The organism is Tepidiforma flava (genome assembly GCF_027594505.1).
Classification (GTDB): domain Bacteria; phylum Chloroflexota; class Dehalococcoidia; order Tepidiformales; family Tepidiformaceae; genus Tepidiforma; species Tepidiforma flava.
Map to the genome: position 1 here is coordinate 2390506 of NZ_CP115149.1, position 19990 is coordinate 2410495.

The 19990-nt window shown below is 70.1% G+C and carries 21 protein-coding genes and 1 tRNA gene; 4 read left to right on the forward strand and 18 right to left on the reverse strand.

From position 1 onward, the window contains the following. The 4 genes from O0235_RS13130 to O0235_RS13145 form a co-directional block, all read right to left on the reverse strand. Complete coding sequence (locus tag O0235_RS13130) at positions 1-1389, reverse strand: TrkH family potassium uptake protein (RefSeq protein ID WP_270056229.1); 1389 nt, start codon at positions 1387-1389, stop codon at positions 1-3. A 93-nt stretch (positions 1390-1482) separates the two neighbouring features. Beyond that, on the reverse strand, positions 1483-3132 hold the full coding sequence (locus O0235_RS13135) for a long-chain fatty acid--CoA ligase (RefSeq protein ID WP_270056230.1): 1650 nt from the start codon (positions 3130-3132) through the stop codon (positions 1483-1485). Between the two features lie 91 nt (positions 3133-3223). Further along, on the reverse strand, positions 3224-3952 hold the full coding sequence (locus O0235_RS13140) for an SCO1664 family protein (protein ID WP_270056231.1): 729 nt from the start codon (positions 3950-3952) through the stop codon (positions 3224-3226). A gap of 43 nt (positions 3953-3995) precedes the next feature. After that, a complete protein-coding gene (locus O0235_RS13145; protein WP_270056232.1) occupies positions 3996-4886 on the reverse strand; it encodes a PhzF family phenazine biosynthesis protein in 891 nt (296 codons plus the stop codon). 50 nt (positions 4887-4936) lie between these two features. Between O0235_RS13145 and O0235_RS13150 the strand changes: the two genes are divergently transcribed. Then, on the forward strand, positions 4937-5449 hold the full coding sequence (locus tag O0235_RS13150) for a CinA family protein (RefSeq protein ID WP_270056233.1): 513 nt from the start codon (positions 4937-4939) through the stop codon (positions 5447-5449). Here the strand turns inward: O0235_RS13150 and O0235_RS13155 are convergent. The 8 genes from O0235_RS13155 to pyrR all read right to left on the reverse strand — a co-directional run bounded on the left by O0235_RS13155 (position 5446) and on the right by pyrR (position 14376). Continuing rightward, entirely contained in the window at positions 5446-6207 is a 762-nt protein-coding gene (locus O0235_RS13155; protein WP_270056234.1) for an iron-sulfur cluster-binding protein, read from the reverse strand. The two genes, O0235_RS13150 and O0235_RS13155, sit on opposite strands and share 4 nt — an antisense overlap. Beyond that, positions 6197-9463, reverse strand: a complete 3267-nt coding sequence (gene carB, locus O0235_RS13160; protein ID WP_270056235.1) for a carbamoyl-phosphate synthase large subunit — start codon at positions 9461-9463, stop codon at positions 6197-6199. Before carB ends, O0235_RS13155 begins: the two co-directional genes overlap by 11 nt. An 82-nt stretch (positions 9464-9545) precedes the next feature. Continuing rightward, positions 9546-9968 carry a hypothetical protein gene (locus tag O0235_RS13165; RefSeq protein ID WP_270056236.1) on the reverse strand — a complete coding sequence of 141 codons (423 nt, stop codon included), beginning with the start codon at positions 9966-9968 and terminating at the stop codon, positions 9546-9548. 28 nt (positions 9969-9996) lie between these two features. Then, on the reverse strand, positions 9997-10446 hold the full coding sequence (locus O0235_RS13170; RefSeq protein ID WP_270056237.1) for a GNAT family N-acetyltransferase: 450 nt from the start codon (positions 10444-10446) through the stop codon (positions 9997-9999). Beyond that, entirely contained in the window at positions 10443-11540 is a 1098-nt protein-coding gene (gene carA / locus O0235_RS13175; RefSeq protein ID WP_270056238.1) for a glutamine-hydrolyzing carbamoyl-phosphate synthase small subunit, read from the reverse strand. The genes O0235_RS13170 and carA overlap by 4 nt, the downstream gene beginning before the upstream one ends. Further along, positions 11533-12858, reverse strand: a complete 1326-nt coding sequence (locus O0235_RS13180; RefSeq protein ID WP_270056239.1) for a dihydroorotase — start codon at positions 12856-12858, stop codon at positions 11533-11535. The genes carA and O0235_RS13180 overlap by 8 nt, the downstream gene beginning before the upstream one ends. After that, complete coding sequence (locus tag O0235_RS13185) at positions 12855-13835, reverse strand: aspartate carbamoyltransferase catalytic subunit (protein WP_270056240.1); 981 nt, start codon at positions 13833-13835, stop codon at positions 12855-12857. The genes O0235_RS13180 and O0235_RS13185 overlap by 4 nt, the downstream gene beginning before the upstream one ends. Next, positions 13828-14376 carry a bifunctional pyr operon transcriptional regulator/uracil phosphoribosyltransferase PyrR gene (gene pyrR, locus O0235_RS13190; RefSeq protein ID WP_270056241.1) on the reverse strand — a complete coding sequence of 183 codons (549 nt, stop codon included), beginning with the start codon at positions 14374-14376 and terminating at the stop codon, positions 13828-13830. Before pyrR ends, O0235_RS13185 begins: the two co-directional genes overlap by 8 nt. Positions 14377-14531: 155 nt before the next feature. Between pyrR and O0235_RS13195 the strand changes: the two genes are divergently transcribed. Both O0235_RS13195 and O0235_RS13200 read left to right on the forward strand, forming a co-directional pair. Continuing rightward, positions 14532-15212 (forward strand): TetR/AcrR family transcriptional regulator, encoded by a 681-nt coding sequence (locus O0235_RS13195; RefSeq protein WP_270056242.1) that lies wholly within the window; start codon positions 14532-14534, stop codon positions 15210-15212. A 61-nt stretch (positions 15213-15273) separates the two neighbouring features. Continuing rightward, positions 15274-15675 carry a J domain-containing protein gene (locus O0235_RS13200; RefSeq protein WP_270056243.1) on the forward strand — a complete coding sequence of 134 codons (402 nt, stop codon included), beginning with the start codon at positions 15274-15276 and terminating at the stop codon, positions 15673-15675. A gap of 12 nt (positions 15676-15687) precedes the next feature. On the opposite strand, the gene O0235_RS13205 is transcribed toward O0235_RS13200, so the two are convergent. From O0235_RS13205 to O0235_RS13220, 4 genes are all read right to left on the reverse strand, one after another. After that, positions 15688-17043, reverse strand: a complete 1356-nt coding sequence (locus O0235_RS13205; protein WP_270056244.1) for an ABC1 kinase family protein — start codon at positions 17041-17043, stop codon at positions 15688-15690. An 89-nt stretch (positions 17044-17132) separates the two neighbouring features. Continuing rightward, positions 17133-17444: a hypothetical protein gene (locus tag O0235_RS13210; protein ID WP_270056245.1), complete on the reverse strand. Its 312-nt coding sequence runs from the start codon at positions 17442-17444 to the stop codon at positions 17133-17135. A gap of 78 nt (positions 17445-17522) precedes the next feature. Further along, the gene (locus O0235_RS13215; protein WP_270056246.1) at positions 17523-18338 is read right to left on the reverse strand and encodes an SDR family NAD(P)-dependent oxidoreductase; all 816 of its coding nucleotides are present in this window, start codon (positions 18336-18338) and stop codon (positions 17523-17525) included. Positions 18339-18349: 11 nt separating this feature from the next. Then, on the reverse strand, positions 18350-18916 hold the full coding sequence (locus tag O0235_RS13220) for a cob(I)yrinic acid a,c-diamide adenosyltransferase (protein WP_373324324.1): 567 nt from the start codon (positions 18914-18916) through the stop codon (positions 18350-18352). A gap of 81 nt (positions 18917-18997) precedes the next feature. Between O0235_RS13220 and O0235_RS13225 the strand changes: the two genes are divergently transcribed. Next, entirely contained in the window at positions 18998-19234 is a 237-nt protein-coding gene (locus tag O0235_RS13225) for a hypothetical protein (RefSeq protein ID WP_270056248.1), read from the forward strand. A gap of 249 nt (positions 19235-19483) precedes the next feature. Here the strand turns inward: O0235_RS13225 and O0235_RS13230 are convergent. After that, a tRNA-Leu gene (locus O0235_RS13230) sits at positions 19484-19567 on the reverse strand. 1 nt (position 19568) lies between these two features. Further along, a complete protein-coding gene (locus tag O0235_RS13235; protein WP_270056249.1) occupies positions 19569-19988 on the reverse strand; it encodes a Fur family transcriptional regulator in 420 nt (139 codons plus the stop codon). Between the last annotated feature and the right edge of the window lie 2 nt (positions 19989-19990).

The following is a 19990-nucleotide window of genomic DNA, read 5'->3' on the forward strand; positions in this document are numbered from 1 at the left end:
CTAGCTCAACCTCACGCTGTCGATGGGGTGATGGTAGGGGACTTTCCGGCGCGGCCGGGTCATGTAGAGCACGAGCATGACCGGGCTGAAGCGCCCGGCGAGCATCGCGAGGATCAGCACGAGGTGACCGTCCGCGCCGAAATTGACCGTGCCGGCCGTCGAGAGGCCGACCGTCGAGATCGCGGACTGTGCCTCGAAGAGGATGTCGATGAACGGCCGGTCGACCGTAAACGTCAGGGCGAGGCCGAAGCCGAACAGCAGGGCGACGTGGTAGAGCGCCAGCGTCGTCGCCTGCTGGATGACGGCCTGGGGGATGCGTTTGCGAAACGCGGAGACCTCATCCGCGCCCCGGATGGTCGCCACCATGACGGCGAACAGCAGCGAGAACGCGCCGACCTTCAGGCCGCCGCCGGTGGAGCCGGCCGCCGCGCCGACGAACATCAGGCCGATGGTTGCGAGCTTCGTCTGGTCGTGCAGGCCTGACATGTCGATGGCGCTGAAGCCGGCAGTCCGGGCGCTGGTGCTCTGGAAGAGCGCGACTAGCGGGCGTTCGACCGGGTCGAGGGCGCCGAGGGTGCGCTGGTTGTTCCACTCGACCGCCGCAGTGAAGAGCATGCCGGAGACGAGCAGGGCGGCGCTCGTGATGTAGATCAGCTTGTTATCGAGCGGCAGGCGGGCGAAGGAGCGCCGTCGCATGAGATTCACCACCGGCAGGAAGCCGATGCCGCCGAGCACGATGAGCACGATGAGCGTGCCGAGGATGACCGGGTTGCCGGTGTACGGCGTCATGTCCCGCCCGGTGAGGCTGAACCCGGCGTTGTTGAACGCGGAGACGGAGTGGAAGATGCCCCACCACGCCGCCTGCCCGGAGGGCACCCCTTCGCCGCGGAAGGCGCCCCAGAGGATGACGGCCCCGGCTGCCTCGGCGACGAAGGTGAACACGGCGACGCTCCGCGCGAACGAAAACGTCTCATGCATGCTGGGCGCGCCGTAGTAGAGCCGCAGCATGTTGCGGTCGCGGATGCCGATCTGGCGGCCGAGCGCCCACATGACGACCGTGGTGCCGACCATGTAGCCGAGGCCGCCGACCTGGATGAGCACGAGGATGACCACCTCCCCGAGCGCGCTCCAGTGGGTGGGGGTGTCGACGACGGTGAGACCGGTGACGCAGATGGCGGAGACGGCGGTGAACAGTGCGTCTTTCGGGTGGACCCACGTGCGGCTTTCGGACGCCGCCGGCGTGCAGAGGATGAGCGTCCCGACGAGGAGGATGAGGCCGAAACCGACGGCCAGCCGGGCGACGCCGCTGCTGACGGCGGGGCGGCGCCGCTGTCCGACCATGCGCGTCGTGAGGATGCCGTGCGGGGCCTCGGCGGGGGCTTCACGCACGGGGCCGGCTCACCAGGGACGCACCAGGTCCGGCCGCGGACCGGCTGAGAGACGGCTGCTGCGCCGGGCCCGGCTCATCCTCCACGGGCCGTTTCACCCGGCAGGCGAAGCCGCCCAGCGGCTCGCGACCTCCGCGAGCTGATCGCGCAGCTGGTTCTTGGCGAACTTGCCGACGCTCGTGCGGGGGAGCGCATCGAGGAACACGACCTCGTCCGGCAGCCACCACTTGGCGACCTTCTCCGAGAGGTAATCGCGAATCTCGTCGGCGGTGAGCTGGCCTTTGAACTCCGGCTTCGGGACGACCGCGGCGACGGGCCGCTCCTGCCACCTCGGGTGGGGCAGGCCGACGACGGCGGCTTCGAGCACCTTCGGGTGGGCCATGATGAGGTTCTCGAGCTCGACGGACGAGATCCATTCGCCGCCGGACTTCACGAGGTCCTTCGTCCGGTCCACGAGCTGCACGTAGCCCAGCGGGTCGATCGTCGCGACGTCGCCCGTGCGCAGCCAGCCGTCCATGAACTTCTCGGATGCCGTCGGGTCGTTGTAGTACGTGCCGGTGATGTAGGGGCCGCGGATCTGCAGCTCGCCGATGGACTTCCCGTCCCAGGGCTGCTCCTTCCCCGTTTCGAGGTCGACGATGCGCCATTCGAGCGTCGGCACGATGACGCCCTGCTTGGCCATGACCGCGAGCTGCTCCTCTTCGCTGGCGCCCTGCATCGTGGAGCGGATGCGGGTGAGCGAGGCGAGCGGCGACGTCTCCGTCATGCCCCACGCGTGCACGAGGCGGACGCCGTGCCGGCGCAGCCCCGCGATGAGGGCGGGCGGGGCCGCCGAGCCGCCGCAGAGGACGCGCTGGAGCTTCGGCAGCTTCCTGCCGGTCTGATCGAGCAGGTTCAGGACGGGCAGCCAGACGGTGGGGACGCCGGCCGAGATGGTGACGCCTTCGCGGTCGAGCAGATTGACCACGCGCTCCGCGTCGAGGAAGCGGTCGGAGAAGACCTGCGAGGCGCCGGCATTCGCGGCGGCATAGGGCAAGCCCCAGGCGTTGGCGTGGAACATCGGTACCGCGTACATGAGCGTGTCGACTTCCGAAATGTTCACCGAATCAGGCAGGGCCGCCACGAGCGAGTGGATCATCGTCGACCGGTGGCTGTAGACGACGCCCTTCGGGTTGCCGGTCGTGCCCGAGGTGTAGCACATGGCCGCGGCGGCCCGCTCATCGATCGCCGGCCAGGCGAAATGGTCATCGCCGGAGGCGAGGAAGTCGAAGTAGTCGACCGTGCGGGGAAGCTTGCCGGTCGGCTCCGGCCCCTCGTTCATCAGCACGACGAGGCGGACGGTCGGGATCTTGCCGGCCAGCCCTTCGAGGATGGGCAGGACGGACCGGTCGCAAAAGATCACCTCGTCCTGCGCGTGGTTGATGATGTACTCGAGCTGGTCGGCGAAGAGCCGGACGTTGAGCGTGTGGAGCACGGCGCCCATGCAGGGGATGGCGAAGTAGCACTCGAGGTGGCGCTGCGTATTCCAGCCGAAGGTCGCCACCCGCGTGCCTTCCTTCACCCCTTCCTTCGCGAGCGCGCTGGCGAGCCGGTGGACGTTGCGCGCGAGCTCGCCGTAGGTCGAACGGACGGCGTCGCCCGATTCGGTGTAGGTCGCGACCGGTTTGTCATAGAAGAGCCGCTCGACCCGCCAAAAGATGCTCTGCACCGTCAGCGGCAAGTCCATCATCGTGCTGGGGAACATCGTGAAACCTCCCTGCGAGCTGGCCCTCCGGGGGCGCCGTACACATTACGAATGGGGGTTGAGCGGGCGCAAGGGAGCGGGGGCTGCAGCCTTACACGAGCGGCCACGGGTAGTGGCGGGCGGCCCCGGGCACCGGGAAGGTCCGCCGCGCGATCAGCCGGCCGAGCCGGCGGGCGGCGGCGCGGAATTCGGCTTCGGTGAGGAGCCCGCGCAGGGCTTCCGCGTCGCCGCTGCGCTCGTCGAGCCGCGCGGCCGCCGCTTCGAGGTCGGCCAGCAGGTCCGGCGGGATCGGTTCGCCGGCCCAATCCCAGATGACGCTGCGCAGCTTCTCCTGCTCGTGGAAACAGAGCCCGTTATCGATGCCCCAGATGTGTCCCGACGCGTCGAGGAGGCAGTGGCCGCCCTTTCGGTCGGCGTTGTTTGCGATGGCGTCGAACAGGCAGAGCCGCTGGAGCTGCGGCCAGAGGGCCGGGTCATCGCGCTGCACGAAAAAGTGGCGCTCCGGGTCGTGCTCGATGAAGAGCTGGACGGAGCCGATGCCGGACGGTCCCTCGCGGATGACCGTCGGCGGGACGACCGGCCAGCGCAGGAGCTTGGCAAGGCGGTAGGCGGCCGCTTCCCGTCGGTAGAGCGTGCCGTGGGGGAAATCCCAGAGCGGCGTTTCGCCGTCGCGCGGCTTGTAGATGGCGAGGAGTTCGCGGCCCCGGCTGCGAAGCTGCGCGAGGAAGACGTAGTTCGAGGAGTACCAGACGGGGCGGCAGCCGGCGAACGCCGCGTCCAGCAGCTCCGCTTCCACCGCCTCGAGGTCGGCAGCGTCCATCCGGTTCGAGCCTAGCAGAACGCCCGGCGGCGCGYGGCGGGCCTCACACGGCGATTGTGCCGCGCAGCACCGTCACCGCCGTCCCGGCGATGCGGATGCCGACCGGTTCGTCGCCCTCCGCATCGACCTCGACCTCGACGAGCCCCGGCCGGCCCATGAGGTGGCCCTGCTCGACGGTGTACCGGGGCTCGCGGACGAGGCCGTATTTCCACAGGTAGGCGGCCATCGCGCCGGTCGCGCTGCCGGTGACCGGGTCCTCCGGGACGCCGGCGCTGGCGGCGAAGTGCCGCGCATGGGCTCGATGCCCCGGCTCCATGGCTTCGAGGCAGAAGACGTGCGTGCTGAAGTAGTGGCCCACCTCCTCGAGGTCGCCGAGGTGCTGATAGTTCGGCCGCAGCCGGCGGAGGACTTCGAGCGAGCGCACCGGCACCATCGCCTGCGGCGTGCCGGTCGAGACGACCTGCACCGGCGCGTCCGCGAGGATGTCCGACGGCGCGATGCCCAGCGCGTCGGCGATGACGCTGCGGTCGAGCCGCCGGCCGAATTCCGGCCGGCCCTGCGTCATCACCACCCGGACGTTCCGTTCGGCGTCGAGGGCGATGTCGACCGGCAGGAGCCCGATGCTCAGCTCCTGCGTCACGCGCACCGGGCCGCCGGAAAGATCGATGCGGCCTTCTTCGACGAGCGCGTGCATCGTCGCGATGGTGGGGTGGCCTGCGAGCGGGATCTCCTTCGCCGGGGTGAAGAAGCGGACGCGGAACATCGCCCGCCGCGACGGGAGAACGAACGCGGTTTCGCTCGCGTTCAGTTCCCGCGCGATCGCCTGCATCTGGTCGTCGTTGAGTCCGTCGGCGCGGGTGACGACGCCGCAGGGGTTGCCTGCGTAGCGCCGAGTGGTGAACGCGTCCACAATCTTGACTTGGTACTCCGGCATGGCCGGAAGAATAGCAGGCCCGCCCGGCCGGGGCGGCGAAAGGCGGATGGATGCCCGGGTTTCCGCTCGAACACGATGCGCTCGCTGCCGAAATCGGCGAACTGCTCGTCGCGCGCAGCGAGAAGGTGGCCGTATCCGAGACCACGGCCGGGGGGCTCATCAGCGTGCGGATGCTCAGCGTGCCCGGCGCATCGCGCTGGTACGACGGCGGCATCATTCCCTATGCGGGCGCCCACCGCTGGACGCAGCTGGGTCTCGACGTCGACATTGCGCGTCAGCACGGGGCGGTAAGCGCGCCCTGGGTCGCGGCCACGGCCGAAGGACTGCGCGGCGCGCTCGGCTGCGCCTGGGCGCTGGCCGAAAGCGGCATCGCCGGGCCGCAGGGGAGCCGCCGTTCGCCGAAGCCCGTCGGCTCGGTGGTCATCGCGCTCGCCGGCCCGGGCGGCACGGTGACCGAGGAGCACGTCTTCCCCGGTTCGCGGGTCGAGGTGATGGCGCAGATCGCCGAGCGGGCGCTGCAGCTCCTGCGCGGGGCGCTCCAGGCTGCCGGGCGGCCCGGCTAGAAGACGTCGAACAGGTTGAACCGCGGGCCGTCCTTGCAGCAGAGCCGGACGCCGTGCCGGGTGAAGATGGCGCAGCCGTAGCACATGCCCCAGCCGCAGGGCATGTTCTCCTCCATCAGGATTTCGGGCGACTGCCGACGGCCGTTGCCGCGCAGGGTATCGGCGAGCGACTGGAACATCGCGTTCGGACCGCAGGCGTAGATGCGGTTCGCCCACGCCTGGTAGCTGCCGAGGTGCGCGGTCACGAACCCCCGCGGCCCGGCGGAGCCGTCTTCGGTGACGACGACGTACTCCACCTCGCGCGGCCATTCCGAGGCCGGGAGCAGGTGGGCCGCTGAGCGGGCGCCCATCATGGCGACGACGTGGTGGCCGGCCGCGACCGCCTGCCAGGCCGTCTCGACCAGCGGCGCGATGCCGACGCCGCCCCCGATGAGGAGCAGGTTCGACGGCGCCGCGGGCAGGCGGAAGCCGCGCCCGAGCGGACCGTACGCGCGGACCGGCGTGCCCGGCGGCTGCTCGCTCAGCCAGCGGGTGCCCCGGCCGACGACGGCGTAGCAGAGCGCGAACCGCTCGCCCTCCGCGCGGTAGTAGCTGAAGGCGCGGGCGAACATCGGGTCGGTCCGCTCGCGGCTGCAGTGGACCATCACGAACTGCCCGGGTTCGACGCCGCGGCTGAGCGACGGCGCATGGAACCAGGTGATGTACGCGCCCTCCCACGCGGGGCGGGTCTCGAGGATGACGGCGTCCTCAATCTGCACCGAGGTACTCCCGCACCGTCGCGACGTCGTAATCGGCGGGCCGGGCGAGCGCCTGGATGGCTGCCCGCGCCGTGTCGATGCTGGTGAAGCAGGGGATGCGCCGTTCGGCAGCGGCCCGGCGGATGTGGAAGCCGTCGCGCAGCGAACCGGTCATCCGCCCCTCGGGCGTGTTGATGACGCACTGCACCGTCCCGTCCATGATGACGTCCACCACGTTCGGGTGGCCCCCGCTGAGCACCTTCGTGACCGTCGTGACGGGCAGGCCGAGGGCGGCGATCATGCGGCTCGTGCCTTCGGTGGCGTAGAGCCGGTAGCCGGCCTCGGCGAGCTGGTGGATGAGCGGCAGGGCGTCAGCTTTCGTCCGGTCCGAGATGCTGAGGAGGATCGAGGCCTTCGGCGGGAGGGCGAGGTCGGCCGCGATGAGCGCCTTCGCGAGCGCCCCTTCGAACGTCCGGTCGACGCCCATCACCTCGCCGGTGCTCTTCATCTCGGGGCCGAGGTAGGTATCGACCCCGGTGAGCTTCGACATCGAGAAGACCGGCGCCTTGATGGCGTACAGGCTGCGCTCCGGCCAGAGGCCGTCCGGGTAGCCCTGCTCGGCGAGCTTCCGGCCGAGCATCGCGCCGACGGCGAGCTGCACCATCGGCACGCCAGTGACCTTCGAGAGGAAGGGGACCGTGCGGCTCGCGCGCGGGTTCACTTCGAGCACGAAGACGCGCGGCGCCTCACCGGCCTTCCGCGGCAGCACGACGTACTGGATGTTGGTGAGGCCGATGGCGCCCATCCCGAGGACGATCCGCCGCGTGTAGTCGACGATGACGGCCTTCTCCTCGTCGTCGAGGTGAACGGGCGGGTAGACGGCCATCGAGTCGCCCGAGTGGACGCCTGCGCGCTCGATGTGCTCCATGATGCCCGGCACGAGCACGCGCTCGCCGTCGCAGATGGCGTCGACTTCGACTTCGGCGCCCTCGAGGAACTTGTCGATGAGGATCGGCTTGCCGGCGGCGACTTCGGCCGCGGCGCCGACGAAGGTGACCAGCTCGGTCGCGTTCTGGACGATCTCCATCGCCCGGCCGCCGAGGACATAGGAGGGACGGACGAGCACCGGATAGCCGATCTGCTGGGCGGTCTTCATCGCTTCTTCGAGCGTGGTGATGGCGGCGCCCGGCGGCTGGGGGATGCCGAGGTCCTGCAGGAACCGTTCGAACCGGCGCCGGTCCTCGGCGATGTCGATCGCCTCGGCGTCGGAGCCGATGATCGGGAGGCCCGCCCGGCGGAGCGGCCCCGCGACGTTGATGGCCGTCTGGCCGCCGAACTGCACGATGCTGGGCGGGGTGCCGGCCGGGCCTTCGGCCTCGTTCTCGATGATGTCCCGGATGGCCTCTTCGTCCAGCGGCTCGAAGTAGAGCCGGTCGGACGTGTCGAAGTCGGTGGACACGGTCTCCGGGTTGGAGTTGACCATGATGGCCCGGAGGCCGGCGCCCTGCAGCGCCCACGCGGCGTGGACGCTGGCGTAGTCGAACTCGATGCCCTGGCCGATGCGGATGGGGCCGCTGCCGACGACGAGGGCGCCGCGGCCTTCCTCCGGGAGGGCTTCGTTCTCCTGCTCGTAGGTGCTGTAGAAGTAGGGCGTCTCGGCGTCGAACTCGGCCGCGCACGTGTCGACCATCTTGTAAACGGGCCGGATGCCCCATTCGTGGCGGAGCGCGCGGATCTGCTCGGGCAGGCGGTCCGCGAGCTGCCCGACCATCTCGTCGCTGAAGCCCATCCGCTTCGCTTCGCGGAGGAGGTCGGGGTGGAGCGGCTCCTCGAGCAGCCGGCGCTCCATCCGGACGATGTTCTGCAGCCGCTCGAGGAACCACGGGTCGACCCCGCGGGAGCGGCGGCTGAGGTCGAGGATGTCTTCGCCCCGGCGGAGGGCGGCCATCAGCGCCCAGAGCCGCTCGTCCGTCGCGTGGACCGGGATTTCGGCGGCGTCCCGCCACTCCGGCCGCTCCCAGAGCAGGCTGCGCCCGCCGACTTCGAGCGAGCGGACGGCTTTGTTCAGCGCGGCCTCGAAGGTCCGGTCGATGGCCATCACCTCGCCGGTCGCCTTCATCTGGGTCCCGAGCGTCCGGTCGCCGAGAGCGAACTTGTCGAACGGCCACCGCGGGATTTTGACCACGACATAATCGAGCGCGGGTTCGAACGCCGCGGTCGTCTTCTTCGTAACGGCGTTGGGGATTTCGTCGAGCGTCCGCCCGCAGGCGATTTTTGCCGCGACGCGGGCGATCGGGTAGCCGGTGGCCTTCGAGGCGAGCGCCGAGGAGCGGCTCACGCGGGGGTTCACTTCGATGACGTAATAGGGAAGCGGCGCATCCGGGTCGCCGCGCCAGTCGCAGACGTCCTTGCGCGGCGCAAGCGAGAACTGGACGTTGCAGCCGCCTTCGATGCCGAGCTCGGAGATGATGCGGAGCGCCGCCGAGCGGAGCATCTGGTAGTCCTTGTCGCTCAGCGTCTGGGAGGGGGCGACGACGATCGAGTCGCCGGTGTGGACCCCCATCGGGTCCATGTTCTCCATGTTGCAGATGGTGATGCAGTTTCCGGCCCCGTCGCGCATCACCTCGTACTCGACCTCCTTCCAGCCGAGGAGGTTCTTTTCGACGAGCACCTGCGTGATGGGGCTGGCGGCGAGGCCCGACGCTGCGACGGCCCGCAGCTGGTCCATCGTGAAGGCCATGCCGCCGCCGGTTCCGCCGAGGGTGTAGGCGGGCCGGATGACGACCGGGAGGCCGATCTTCTCCGCTGCGGCCACGCACTCTTCCACGGTGTGGCAGATTTCGCTCTCGAGGACCGGCTCGCCGAGCTTCGCCAGCATTTCGCGGAAGAGCTCGCGGTCCTCGGCCCGGCGGATGGCGTCGAGCGGGGTGCCGAGCAGCCGCACGCCGTACTTCTCGAGGATGCCGGCCTTCGAGAGTTCGACGGCGAGGTTGAGGCCGGTCTGGCCGCCGAGGGTGGGCAGGAGCCCCTCCGGCCGCTCGCGGGCGATGATCCGTTCGAGCACCGGGACCGTGAGCGGTTCGATGTAGACGGCGTCAGCGATATCGAGGTCCGTCATGATCGTCGCCGGGTTGGAGTTGACGAGGATGCTGCGCACGCCCTCCTCGCGCATCGCCTTGCAGGCCTGCGTGCCGGCGTAGTCGAACTCCGCGGCCTGCCCGATGACGATCGGCCCGGACCCGATGATGAGGACGCTCGAAGGTTTCAACGATTCCATCTCCCGGTGAGGTCGATTCGCGTAATTCGGCCGGGGACGCCCCGCGCGCGGCGCGGGTTCCCGGGAAGTGCGGTGCGCATGGTCAGCGCCCCCGCCCGCCGCGCAGGATGCGGCGCACCGGCAGCGGGACGAAGAGCAGCAGGGCGAGCGGCAGGGGGAGCAGCGCGACGCGCGCTTCGAGGAGCAGGAGCGCCTCGAGGGCGCCGATGGCAGCGCCGAGAGCGGCCGGTGCGACGATGTGACCCGCGGCATCGGCCGCGCCGGCGGCAAGGAGCGCGCCGATGAGCAGGCTGCAAACGGCGGCGATGCCGAGCGAAACGGCGAACAGCCGCGCCAGGTCGGCCCCCGCCTTGCCGCCGGCGAAGCCCGGGCCGGTGAAGCTGGCGATGCCGAAGATCGCGGCCATCACCAGCGCCGCGCTGCCGAACGCGAACGCGAAGTCGGCCGCGGCCGGCGCGCCGGGACGCGGGCGGATCGGTGCGTTGTTGCGCCGGCGGATGGTCATGCCCGGGCTCCCTGCGGCGGCTCGCATCTCAGAGCGGCAGCTCGAAGCGCATGTTCGGGTTCCGCAGCGGCACCATCGCGCCGATGCTCGAGAGGAAGCTGAGCGCAGGCTCGTTGCCTTCCGGCAGCCGCCCGCGGATGCGCTTGTAGCCGTGCTGCCGCGCGAACTCGAGGATCGCCTCGGCGAGGTCGGTCGCGATGCCGCGCCGCCGGTGGTCCGGCAGCACCCAAACGCCGAGGAGGCCGGTGCCCGGTTCGGCGGTGTCGAAATCGAGGGCGCCGAACGCGACCGGGATGCTGCCGTCATAGGCGACGAACAGCGCGCCGTCGTCGCCCAGCCGCCGGAGCCACGCCTCGACCCGGCCGGCGTCGAACGGGCCTTCGAGCCCGACGTTTTCGGAGCCCATGCCCCGCAGGATGGCCGCGATGCCCTCGGCATCGGCGGCGGTTGCCCGGCGAATCTCCGTCGCGCGCGTCATCGAACCCCTCCTTTGACGGCCGCCATCATCTCGATGAAGCGGTCGAAGATGTATTCGTTGTCCAGCGGGCCGGGGCAGGCTTCGCTGTGGTACTGGATGGTCATGAGCGGGTCGGTCCGCGAGGCGATGCCCTCGACCGTGCCGTCGTTCAGGTTGATGTGGCTCACGAACGCGCTGGCGTCGAGCCCGTCCGGGTCGACCGCGTAGCCGTGGTTCTGGGCGGTGATCGTCACGTGGCCGGACACGAGGTCCTTGACCGGGTGGTTGCCGCCGCGGTGGCCGAACGGCAGCTTGAACGTCCCCGCGCCGAGTGCCCGGGCCGCCACCTGGTGCCCGAGGCAGATGCCGAACACCGGCACCCGCCCGATGAGCTGGCGCACTTCGCGCACCATGGAGTCGAGGAGCCGCGGGTCGCCGGGGCCCGGCGAAAGGCAGACGCCGTCGGGGTGGAGGGCGAGGATGTCGGCCGCGGGCGTCCCTGCCGGGAAGACGCGGACGGAGCAGCCGCGCCGCTCGAGGAGCCGCATGATGTTCCGCTTGACGCCGCCGTCGAGCAGCGCCACCCGGTAACGCCCTTCCCCGAGCGGCACCGACCAGTCGTACACCCGCGGCGTGGTGACGGAATCGACCCAGTTGATGTCGTCGTAGCCCGGCAGGTCGCGCACCCGCGCGAGCGCCTGTTCGGGGGTCTCGTCCGTGGTGATCGTGCCGAGCATGACGCCGTGCCGGCGGATGCGGCGCGTGACCGCGCGCGTGTCCACGCCGTCGATGGCGACCACGCCGCGGGCCTCGAGGTACTCACGCAGCGTCTGGTGCGAGCGGAGATGGCTCGGCTGGTCGGTCGCCTGCCGGACGATGAGCCCGGTCGGCTGGATGCGGGCAGACTCCTCGACGCGCTCGTCGATGCCGTAGTTGCCGATGAGCGGGTAGGTGAGCACCAGGAGCTGGCCGGCGTAGGAGGGGTCGGTCAGCATCTCCTGGTAGCCCGTCATCGAGGTGTTGAAGACGACCTCGCCGTCGGCGCGGCCAGGCGCTCCGGCCGCCCGGCCGCGGTAGGCGGTCCCGTCGGCGAGGACGAGCCAGGCATCAGACATGCGCACCCTCCCGCTCCCAAGCGAGCGTTCCGTCGAAGATGACCGCCCGGACGGCCCCGCGGAGGCGCTGCCCGGCGAGCGGCGTGTTCTTGCCTTTCGAAGCCCAGCGCGCAGGGTCCACGGTGACCTCGGCGGCCGGATCGAGGATGACGAGGTCGCGTGAAACGCCGGGCTCGAGCCGCCCGGCCCCCGGGATGCGCCGGTCGATGCCAAAGCAGGCGGCCGGGGCGCTGGTGAGCGCCTGCACCATCCGCTCGAGCCGAAGCTCGCCGCGCGCGGCGAGGGTGAGCAGCGACGATGCCGCCGATTCGAAGCAGCTGATGCCGAAGGCGGCGTCTTCGAATTCCAGCAGCTTGTCCTCGATGGCGTGCGGGGCGTGGTCGGTAGCGATGGCGTCGATGATGCCGTCGTCGAGCGCGGCCAGCAGGGCGCGCCGGTCGGCCTCGGTCCGGAGCGGCGGGTTGATCTTTGCGTTCGTGTCGTAGGCCGGTTCGGGGCCGCCGCCAGCCACGGCATCTTCGGTGAGGAAGAGATGGGACGGCGTGACCTCGCAGGTGATGGGCAGGCCGCGCTGTTTCGCTTCAGCGATGAGTTCGACGCCGCGGGCGGTCGTGACGTGGGCGATATGGAGGCGCGCGCCGGCCGCCGCTGCGAGTTCGATGTTTCGCGCGATGGCGGCGGCCTCGGCCGCGGCCGGCTGGCCGCTCAGCCCGAGCCGCTCGCTCACTGCCCCCTCGTTCATCGCTCCGCCGGTGTGCATCTCGGGGCTGTCGCAGTGCTCGGAGAGCGGCAGGCCGAGCGCCCCCGCGAGCGCGAGCGCGTTCCGCATGAGCCGCGGGTCGGCGACCGGGCTGCCGTCATCGCTGAAGGCGATGACGCCGCCTGCCGCCAGCTCTGCGAGCTCGGCGAGCTCCCGCCCCTCGCGCCCGCGGGTGATGCAGCCGATGGGGAGGATGCGGACGCGGCCGTCGCGCCGGAACCGATCGGCGATGCTCTCGAGCACCGGCCCGCAGTCGGGCGCAGGCCGGGTATTGGGCATCGCGCAGATGGTGGTGAAGCCGCCGCGCAGCGCCGCTTCGGTCTCGGTCGCAATCGTGCCCTTCTGTTCGAAGCCCGGCTCGCGGAGGTGGGCGTGCAGGTCAACGAAACCCGGCGCGACGACGCACCCGGCCGCGTCGATGACGCGGGCCCCGGCCGCATCGATGCGCGAGCGGATATCGGCGACATATCCGCTTTCGACAAGGACATCCAGAACGCCATCGACGCCGCGCGCGGGGTCGATGACCCGTCCGCCGCGGACCAGGATGCGGTCGGTCATGTTCGGCTCCTCGCGGCGATGAGGTAGAGCAGCGCCATGCGGACGGCGACTCCGTTGGCGACTTGCTCTTCGATGAGAGATTGCGCGCCGTGGGCGACCTCTGGTGAGAGCTCGATGCCTTCGTTCATCGGACCGGGGTGCATCAGGAGGGCACCGGGCTTCGCCTTGCGGAGCCGCGCCGCGTTGACCTGGTAGCGGGCGATGTACTCGCGGAGGGAGGGGATGAGCCCGCGCTGCTGGCGCTCCTTCTGCATGCGGAGCGCCATGACGACGTCGGCGTCTTCGATGGCGGCATCGAGGTCCGTCGTTACCGCGCAGCGGCGCCCGTCGACCGCGGGGACGAAGTGCCGCGGCAGCAGGGTGGCGGGCCCGCAGAACGTGACATCAGCGCCGTACTTGAGGAGCGTCCACGCGTTCGAGCGGGCGACCCGGGAGTGGAGGATGTCGCCGACGATGATGACCTTGCGGCCTTCCAGCGAACCGAGGCGCCCGGTCATCGTGAACAGGTCGAGGAGCGCCTGGGTCGGGTGCGCGTGGGTGCCGTCGCCGCCGTTGATGATGGCTGCGCTGGTGTGCCGGGCGGCAAGATGCGGCGCGCCCGAGCGGTGGTGGCGCATGACGATGACGTCCGTGCCGATGGCTTCGAGCGTCCGGACCGTATCGATGAGGGTCTCGCCTTTTTCGACCGACGAGCCCGACGCCGTCAGGTTCACGACGTCGGCGCCGAGCGCCTTCGCCGCGACTTCGAAGCTCGCGCGCGTGCGCGTGCTTTGCTCGTAGAACAGGGTCGCCACGGTCGTGCCGCGCAGCGTGGAGACCTTGGAGACCGGCCGGGAGCGGACTTCCCGCATGGCGCGCGCCGTCTCGAGGATGAGGTCGATCTCGGCCCGGGTGAGCGTGTCGGTATCGAGCAGGTCTTTCCGGGTCCAGGCCGTGCCTTCGGCGCTGGCGGACGCTGCAGGCGGGGCGTCAAGCACTGGCGGCCTCCTCCCCGTACACGTAGACGGCGTCTTCGCCGTCGGTCTCGCTGAGGCGGACGCGCACACGCTGGACGAGCGCCGTGGGGATGTTCTTCCCCACGAAATCCGGCCGGATAGGGAGCTCCCGGTGGCCGCGGTCGATGAGCACGCAGAGCCGCACCCGGGCCGGCCGCCCGAAATCGAGCAGGGCATCGAGCGCGGCCCGCGCCGAGCGGCCCGTGAACAGCACATCGTCGACGAGGACGACCGTCTTGCCGTCGATGGGCACCGGGATGTCCGAAGGCCGGACCGGCGGCGGGGCGCCGCGGCGGGCTACGTCGTCGCGGTAGAGGCCGATATCGAGCGACCCGACCGGCACGTCGACGCCTTCGAACTCGCGGATCGCGGCAGCGAGGCGGCGCGCGAGCGGGTAGCCGCGCGAGAGGAGGCCGACGAGCACGAGGTCTGCCGTGCCGCGGTTGCTCTCGATGATTTCATGGCCGAGCCGGCGGATGGTGCGGCTGATTTCTTCCGGGCCGAGGTAGCGGGCGGCGCTCACGAAAAACGCCTCCCCCGGCTGACGGAGAAGGCGCAGATGCTCGCAATCCTGACGCCGGGCATGCCGGCACCTCCTCCCTTGGCGGCCTCACGGGACCACCTTAAAGGGTTTCTCGCAGGATACACCCGCGCCCCTGCCTGCGCCAGCGCCGGCGCATGACCCTGCCGCCCGCCGGCCGTATACTCGCGCTACCTGCAGCTTCCGAACCTCTACCCGGAGTTTCACCGTGTCGTCGACCCCTGGCCCCGACCAGGTCGAAAGAGCCCGACGTTCGCGACCGCATTTTCGCGAGCGCGCTGCGCCATTTCTCGCAGAAGGGGTATGCCGCTACGTCGCTGCGGGAAGTCTCGGAGGATGCCGGCACGACGAAGCCGATGATCTACTACTACTTCGGCTCGAAAGAGGGGCTGTATGCGGGCATCGTCCGGCAGATCCTCGAGGAGATGGCCGAGACCATCCGCGCCCGCCTGCCGGCCGAGGCGCCAGTCACCGAGCAGGTGCTGGCGTACTGTGAACGGTATCTCGACTACTTCCTCCAGCAGGAGGAGATCATCGCCCTCGTCCTGCGCGAGGTATTCGGGCTCGGCGGCGTGCCGATGGCGGAGTTTTCGCAGGCGCTGGGGGAGCGGGTGCGGCTGCCGCTCGATGAAATCCTCGCGCGCGGGATGGCGTCGGGGCAGCTCCGGCAGGACTCGGTGCCGCTCTGCGCGACGGCCATCACCGGGATCATGAACATGTTCATCCTCGCGCACGTTTTTGGAGGCGCCCCGATCGACCGGGAGACGCCGCTCCGGCAGGTGCGCTACTACATCACCGGGCTCGCCTGCCCCTCCTGACATCGCCCCGGCCTCATCTTTCCGGTCTGCCTGCCGTCTTATTCCTGTAGGGAGGCATGCGATGGCCGACTCACGCCTCGTCGACTACTACTCGATTCTCAACCTGCCGCCGAAGGCCGACCTCGCCGGCATCGAAGCCGCCTACGCGCGCCTCTCCGACGACCTGATGCGCCAGTCGCAGTACGACGAGTCGGCGCGCGAGGCGATGCAGCGGCTGAACGAAGCGTACGCCGTGCTTTCCAAGCCCGAGCTGCGGCGGGAGTACGACCGCGCCTTCTTCCGGTCGGAGCTGGAGCGGCTCGAGCGGGAGGCGCGGGCGGCGCAGCGGCGGCGAACCATCGCCGGGAACGTGCTCGTCGGGGCCCTCGCGCTCGTGGTAGCCGTGCAGGCGGCGGCGCTCCTCTACCTCGGCTGGGACAGCGCGACAGGACTCTTCCGGGCCATCGCCGACTGGCTGATGTAGGCCCGCTGCAGGTCAGCCGGCGGCTTCGCCGGCCGGCCGGGGGTCGAGCAGCCGCGCCTGCTCCTCGGCGTAGGGCGTGATGGTCTCGAACATGTTCACCCGGCTGTCGAGCCGCTTCTGCAGGCCGCTCATGAGCCCCAGCACGCGGAAGATGAGCAGGATGTCGCCGGGGATTTCCGTGACCGGGTTGGCATTGAGGATGCGGGCCAGCCGTTCGTTCACTTCCGGCATCACGTCGGCGTCGATATACGGCTTCTGGTCGGGCCCGGCGGCTTCGAAGAACGACTTGCCGAGGGCGATGAGCGATTCGGGGTCGTCCGATTTCGTCTTGAAGCCGATGGCCCGGAAGGCGCGGACCATCTCCTCCTCGTCCTGCCGCAGCATGGCCACGACGAGCCGGGCATAATTCAGGCGGAAGTCCTCCGGCAGCTCCTTCGAAAGGCCGAAATCGAGGAAGACGACGACCGGCCCGGGCAGCACGAGCAGATTCCCCGGGTGCGGGTCGGCGTGGAAATAGCCGTGCACGAGGATTTGCTCGCAGTAGGCCTCCGTCATGATGAGGGCGACGCGGTTCGGGTCGATGCCCTGGGCGACGAGCGCCGGGATGTCGGAAATCTTCGTCGCCTCGATGAATTCGGTGGTGAGGACGCGGCGGGCGGTGTACTCCCAGTACACCTTCGGGATGCGGATGTCCGGGCGGTGGGCGAGGTCGCGCGCGACCCGCTCGGCGCTCTGCCCTTCGAGGACGAAATCGAGCTCCCGCGGAATCTGCCGGTTGAGCTCCTGCATGATGACGCGGAAATCGAAGTTCGGTTCGATCCGGGCGAGGATGCGGACCRGGATCGAGATGTTGCGAAGGTCCGTCTCGAGCACGCGGTCGATGCCGGGGTACTGCACCTTGACGGCGACGTCGTGCCCGTCCCGCGTCTTCGCGCGGTGGACCTGGGCGAGCGACGCGGAGGCGATGGGCGCGCGGCTGAACTCGGCGAAGATCGCATCGGGGTGCGCGCCGAGTTCACGGCGGACCTGCTCAGCGACCTCCCGGAACGGCCGCGCCGGCACGCGGTCCTGCAGCCGGCTGAGCACGCTGATGTACTCGGGCGGGGCAACGTCGGCGCGGCTCGAGATGAACTGGCACGTTTTGATGAGCAGGCCCTCCATCCGCGTCGCGAGGGCGTAAATCCGGCGGGCGGCGGAGAGGTGGGCGTTGGAAAGCCGGCGCTCGCGCTCGGCGGGGTCCTTCGCCGGGAACTTCTGCAGCCGTTTGTAGGTGAGGTAGATGACGACGAACGTCCACCCGACATCGACGAAGCGGCGGATGCGCTGGGGCCAGGGCAGGGGGCGCGCGCCCGTCAGTGTCGATGCCATCGCCATTACCTTAGCAAGTCGGCGCGGCGAAACAGGAAAGGCCGCCCACGTGCGGGCGGCCCTTCGCGGTCATGCGCTTCGCGCGGACGTCAGGCCTTGAGGGAGATGCCGTCGACCTTCCAGGAGCCGGCGACGTCCTTCCACCGGGTCGCGATGGTCCGGGAGCCGGCGTCGGAGGACATGACGATGTCGACGAGGTGGTCATCGCCGTCCTGGCCCTGGAGCTCGACGGTCACGGTCGGGGTGCCCGTCGGCTGCGGGCCGCCCGCGGCCTGCATCTGGGACTGGAGCGCCATCGCCTGGCCCATCCCGTTCGGGGTGAAGGCCATCATCAGGCCGGCAATGTTCTGGTTGACGAGGTCTTTCGCGAACTGTTCTGCCGCTTCCTTGAGATCCGCCATGTTTCGAACTCCTTGTTTCCCGGCCGGTAGGTGTGGGGGCTGCCGGGAACGCTAAGCGTAGGGAGCTGTCACCCGGTGTCAAGCGCCGTTCGTTGACGAACCGCCCGCGGCGCTGAACATCGGCCGGAACTGGTGGAGCAGGTCGGGCCCCTGGCGGAGGTGGTGGCCGCCGTCTGCCGCGACCACCATCCCCGTAATCCAGCTGGATTCGTCGCTGAGCAGGAAGGCGACCGCTTGCGCGATGTCGTCGGTCGTGCCGAGCCGCCCGAGCGGCATCCGCCGGAGGTACTCCGCGACGGTCTCGTCGTTGGCGACGAGCCCGGCGGCGAGGTCGGTCGGCACGAGGCCCGGCGCGACGGCATTCACCCGGATGCCCAGCTCGCCGAGGTCGTCGGCCGCGCAGCGGGTGAGCATGTTGAGGCCCGCCTTCGCGGCGCAGTAGGCCGTCATCCAGCGGTGGGTGTGGGTGCCCGCGATGGAGCTGATGTTGACGATGCTGCCGCCGCCGGAGGCTGCCATCAGCCGCGCTTCGTGCTGCATGACGCGGTAGACGCCGGTGAGGTTCGTGTCGAGAACGCGGACGAACTCGCTGACCGGCCCGTTCAGCACGCTGCCGACGGTGCCGGTGCCGGCGGCGTTCACGGCGAGGTGGAGGGCGCCGAACTCGCGCTCGACGCGTTCGAATGCTGCGGCGACCGAGCTGTCGCTCGCGACGTCGCATACGGCGAAGCTCGACGCCGGGCCGAGGCGGCCGCAGGCCTCGCGCAGGACCTGCTCGCGCCTCCCGGCGATGATCACGCGTCCGCCGCCTTCCGCGATGGCGCGCGCGCAGGCGAACCCGATCCCGGTGCCGCCGCCCGTGACGAACCCGATCTTTCCGTCGAACCGTCCCATCTGCCGCCTCCTCAATACTTCCGGCTGTCCCAGGTGATGTCGCCGATGCCGGCGAGCTTCGCCTGGTAGCGGGCGGCCACGAACAGGAAGTCAGAGAGGCGGTTGAGGTAGGGGATGACCTGCGCCCCGACGGGTTCCTGACGCGAGAGTGCGATCACGCCCCGCTCCGCGCGGCGGCAGACGGTCCGGGCGACGTGGAGCTGCGCGGCGGCGAGGTCGCCGCCGGGGAGGATGAAGCTGGTCAGCGGCTCCAGCTCCTCGTTCCACTCGTCGATCCACTGCTCCAGCTGCTCGACGTGCCGGGGTTCGATGCGGGGCACGGGCAGCCGCTCCTTGTCCTCCTCGAGGATGCAGAGGTCTGACCCGAGGTTGAAGAGCACCTGCTGGATGATGTGGAAGCGCTCCCGCATCGAGGGGTGGAGGCCGGCCGCGACGGCAACGCCGATGACGCTGTTCAGCTCATCGACCGTGCCGTACGCGTCGATGCGGAGGCTCTCTTTGGGGACGCGCTGGCCGCCGCCGAGCGCCGTCGTGCCGGTGTCGCCGGCGCGGGTATACACGCGATTGATCCTGACCATGGTCACCTGCGCGGGGTTGGCTTTCGCGGAGCGCGAGCGCTCGGCAGAATGAGGGGCGAATCGCACCAGCGGGGAGCCCCGATGACGAACGCCGAGCCGCAGCGCTGCATCCGCTGCCATGCAGTCTACACGTCGCCGCCGCATATCATGGCGGGCAGGAAGTACTGCTGCGCGAGCTGCTCGGTCGGCTCGGCCTGTGAGCACCAGGGCATCCGCCGGCCTGCGGAGGTGCGCCGGTTCGACACGATGTTCGAGCCCTTCCGGCAGGTGGCGCATACGGCGACGCCGTACGAGCAGGACGTCGCCCCGGGCCGCTGACGCTCCCGCCCGAATCCAGCTGTTCATAACGAACGGGCGAAAAATTCACCACGCGACGTTGCATAAGTTGCAACCCTGCGGCGCCGACCGGGGTAGAGTGCCGCGCCGAGGGGCCGGCGCCGGACCGAGCCCGGTGCTCGACCCGCCAGCCCGGTAGCGCCGCAGAGCCGCGCGCGCCCGCCCGCGCCGGAGCCCTGCGCGGCGCCGCCCCCTCGCCTCGAAAAGCGGGAGAACTGCGGTGCGCTCAGGTGGTGCCGGGGGAGGGATTCGAACCCACATGCCTCGCGGCCGCCGGGTTTAAGCCGGCTGCGTCTGCCATTCCGCCACCCCGGCGCTAGAGCCCGCCCGCCGCGCAGGAGCGGCAGACGCCGTAGAGCTCGACGGCGTGCCCTTCGAGCGTGAAGCCGTGCGCCCGGGCCTGCTCCTGGATGCGGGCATCCAGTTCGAGGTCGGTGAATTCCGTGAACTGCCCGCAGCGCCGGCAGACGAGATGGTGGTGGTGCTCGCCTTCGCTCAGCTGGTAGCGGATGCTGCCGTCTTCCAGCGGCACGCGGCAGAGCAGGTCCAGCTCGTGGAGGAGCTTGACCGTCCGAAACACCGTCGCCCGGCCGACGCCGGGCAGGGATTCGAGCAGCTCTTCGACCGTGAACGGCGCGCTGGCGGATTCGATGGCGCGGAGGACGGCGCGGCGCGGCGCGGTCGAGCGGAACCCGATGGTCTCGAGGCGCGCGTTCGCCAGTTCGGTAAAGCTCACGT

Coding starts and splice junctions, on each gene's coding strand:
- O0235_RS13225 (WP_270056248.1), top strand. CDS start 18,998: ATGACGAACGCCGAGCCGCAGCGCTGCATCCGCTGCCATGCAGTCTAC.
- O0235_RS13170 (WP_270056237.1), bottom strand. CDS start 10,446: ATGACGCGCGCGACGGAGATTCGCCGGGCAACCGCCGCCGATGCCGAG.
- carA (WP_270056238.1), bottom strand. CDS start 11,540: ATGTCTGATGCCTGGCTCGTCCTCGCCGACGGGACCGCCTACCGCGGC.
- O0235_RS13200 (WP_270056243.1), top strand. CDS start 15,274: ATGGCCGACTCACGCCTCGTCGACTACTACTCGATTCTCAACCTGCCG.
- O0235_RS13180 (WP_270056239.1), bottom strand. CDS start 12,858: ATGACCGACCGCATCCTGGTCCGCGGCGGACGGGTCATCGACCCCGCG.
- O0235_RS13150 (WP_270056233.1), top strand. CDS start 4,937: ATGCCCGGGTTTCCGCTCGAACACGATGCGCTCGCTGCCGAAATCGGC.
- O0235_RS13135 (WP_270056230.1), bottom strand. CDS start 3,132: ATGTTCCCCAGCACGATGATGGACTTGCCGCTGACGGTGCAGAGCATC.
- O0235_RS13165 (WP_270056236.1), bottom strand. CDS start 9,968: ATGACCATCCGCCGGCGCAACAACGCACCGATCCGCCCGCGTCCCGGC.
- O0235_RS13215 (WP_270056246.1), bottom strand. CDS start 18,338: ATGGGACGGTTCGACGGAAAGATCGGGTTCGTCACGGGCGGCGGCACC.
- O0235_RS13220 (WP_373324324.1), bottom strand. CDS start 18,916: ATGGTCAGGATCAATCGCGTGTATACCCGCGCCGGCGACACCGGCACG.
- O0235_RS13195 (WP_270056242.1), top strand. CDS start 14,532: ATGACCCTGCCGCCCGCCGGCCGTATACTCGCGCTACCTGCAGCTTCC.
- carB (WP_270056235.1), bottom strand. CDS start 9,463: ATGGAATCGTTGAAACCTTCGAGCGTCCTCATCATCGGGTCCGGGCCG.
- O0235_RS13145 (WP_270056232.1), bottom strand. CDS start 4,886: ATGCCGGAGTACCAAGTCAAGATTGTGGACGCGTTCACCACTCGGCGC.
- O0235_RS13210 (WP_270056245.1), bottom strand. CDS start 17,444: ATGGCGGATCTCAAGGAAGCGGCAGAACAGTTCGCGAAAGACCTCGTC.
- O0235_RS13140 (WP_270056231.1), bottom strand. CDS start 3,952: ATGGACGCTGCCGACCTCGAGGCGGTGGAAGCGGAGCTGCTGGACGCG.